At 69.1% G+C, this 2,628-nt stretch carries 2 protein-coding genes; both read left to right on the top strand.

Going from position 1 to position 2,628, the window contains the following annotated elements:
• The coding region (locus B073_RS39230; protein WP_018537226.1) for a phosphopantetheine-binding protein at window positions 1-759 on the top strand (759 nt) is incomplete at its 5' end.
• Window positions 760-817: 58 nt separating this feature from the next.
• Window positions 818-2,628, top strand: a 1,811-nt coding sequence (locus B073_RS0106205; RefSeq protein ID WP_018537225.1) for a type I polyketide synthase, incomplete at its 3' end; no start/stop codon positions are given.

The raw sequence follows: 2,628 nt of genomic DNA, 5'->3' as shown, positions 1-2,628 counted from the left end.
CTGACCCGCACCGGCGACAACACCGCCACCGCCCTCCTGACCGACCGGGCCGGACAACCCCTGCTCACCATCGACCACCTCACCTACCACGAAGTCCCACACGAGCAACTGGCCCCTGCGGTCGAATCGGGTGACGGCATGCAGGTGCCTGGTCCGCGGGGGCCGGTCCGCCGCACCGCAGCCACGGCCGGCTCGGCATCCGGTGCCACCGCCTCACTCGCCGATCGTGTGTCCGGGCTGTCTGCGCAGGAACAACAGCACTTGACGCTGCATCTGGTCCGTGCTGAGGTGGCATCCGTTCTGGGGCACCGAGACAGTGCCGCGATCGATCCGGACCGGGCCTTCCAGGAGCTGGGCTTCGACTCGCTCCTGGCGGTGGAGCTGCGCAACCGGCTGACTGCGGTGGCCGGTGTACCGCTGCCCGCAACGGTGATCTTCGAGCATCCGACCCCCACCGCACTCGCTGGTGCGCTGCTGGCGCGGGTGGTCCCCGAGGGTTCGGCAAGGCCGCCCCTGATCGCCGGACTGGAGCAGCTGGAAGCGTCCTTGACGGATCTGACCGCCGGCTCGTGGGACGAGCTGGGTCTTGACCACAGTGCGCTCACCGCCCGTCTGCAAACCCTGCTGGCGAAGGTACGAGAGGCAGCTGACACCGCAGAGGGGCCGGCGCGGGCCACCGGTGCGGCCGGCGCGATCGAATCGGCCACGGCGGAGGAGATCTTTGCGCTGATCGACTCCGAGCTCGGCCCTGCGCAGTGATCACCACGGCGCCCGCCCGTGCATTCATCCCGACCGCCTAGGAAGGCCGAGGCTTCGCATGTCCCACACCACGTCCGAGACCGCGCCCAACGCAGGGTCGACCACCGAAGAGAGCACCAACGAGGAGAAGCTGCTTGCCTACCTCAAGCGGGTCACCGCCGACCTGCAGAAGACTCGACTGCGGGTGGCGGAGCTGGAGTCCGGCAGCGAGGCACCGATCGCGATCGTGGGGATGGCCTGCCGCTATCCGGGCGGGGTGTCCTCGCCCGATGAGCTGTGGCAGATGGTTCTGCACGGCACCGACGGCATCGAGCCGATTCCCACCGACCGCGGCTGGGACATCGAGCGGATCTACGACCCGGACCCCGACAAGCCCGGGACCGCTTACACCCGCGAAGGCGGGTTCGTCAGCGGTGCGACGCACTTCGATGCCGCGTTCTTCGGTATCTCGCCGCGCGAGGCGCTGGCCATGGACCCGCAGCACCGGCTTCTTTTGGAGACTGCCTGGGAGACCTTCGAGAACGCCGGTATCGACCCGGCGTCGTTGAAGGGCAGCCGGACGGGTGTGTTCACCGGGCTGGTGGAACAGAGCTATCTCGGTCTTAGTGGTCCCCAGGAGCTGGAGGGCTATCTCATGACGAGCAAGCTCAGCAGCGTCGCCTCGGGCCGCGTGTCGTACTTCTTCGGGTTCGAAGGCCCCGCGGTCTCCTTGGACACGGCGTGCTCGTCCTCGCTGGTCTCGCTGCACCTTGCCGTTCAGTCGCTGCGCCGGGGTGAATCGGATCTTGCCCTGGCCGGCGGCGTCTCGGTGTGGGGGTCGCAGGGGGGCATGGTCGACTTCTCGCGGCAGCGCGGGCTGGCACCCGACGGGCGCTGCAAGTCCTTCGCCGCGGCGGCGGACGGCACCAGTTGGTCCGAGGGGGTGGGCCTGCTTCTGGTCGAGCGGCTCGCGGATGCGCAGAAGAACGGCCATCAGGTGCTGGCCGTCGTACGGGGCACGGCGGTCAATCAGGATGGTGCGTCCAACGGTCTGACGGCGCCCAGCGGCCCTTCTCAGGAGCGCGTCATCCGCGAGGCGTTGACCGGCGCGCGTCTGACGCCGGCTGACGTGGACGCCGTCGAGGCCCACGGCACGGGCACGCGGCTTGGCGACCCGATCGAGGCGCGGGCGGTGTTGGCCACCTACGGCCAGGGCCGGCCTGCCGACCGGCCGCTGTATCTGGGGTCGTTCAAGTCCAACATCGGCCACTCCGTCGCCGCTGCCGGTGTCGGAGGTGTGATCAAGATGGTCCAGGCGCTGCGGCACGGGGTGCTGCCCAAGACCCTCCATGTCGATGAGCCAACGCCCTTTGTGGACTGGGAGGCAGGGGCGGTCGAGTTGCTGACCGAGGCAAGGCCCTGGCCGGATACGGGGCGGGCACGGCGCGCGGGGGTGTCGTCGTTCGGAGTGAGCGGCACCAATGCGCATGTGATCCTCGAGGAGGCGCCGGCCACGTCCGAGGAAGGGGCCCGTACGGAGGCGATACGCGTTCCGGTGGTGCCGTGGGTGCTGTCCGCCAAGTCCGCCACGGCACTGAAGGACCAGGCCGCGCGGCTGCTGCACCGGGTCGAGAACGACCCCACGCTCGACCCGGTCGATGTGGCACTCACCCTGGCCGGACGCTCGGCACTGGACCATCGGGCAGTGGTGACAGGCAGCGACCTGGAACAACTGACCGCAGGCTTGAGGGCATTGACCCACGGCCGGACAACCCCGAACCTGATCACAGCCGACGGACACAGCAACGGCTCCGCAGGCCAGCGCGTGGTCTTCGTCTTCCCCGGACAAGGCTCCCAGTGGACCGGCATGGCCACCGAACTCCTCGAGAC

Origin of the sequence: Streptomyces sp. MspMP-M5 (assembly GCF_000373585.1) — a bacterium.
Classification (GTDB): Bacteria; Actinomycetota; Actinomycetes; order Streptomycetales; family Streptomycetaceae; genus Streptomyces.
The sequence above is the reverse complement of the archived record's forward strand: the minus strand, read 5'-3'. Positions and strand labels throughout refer to the sequence as shown.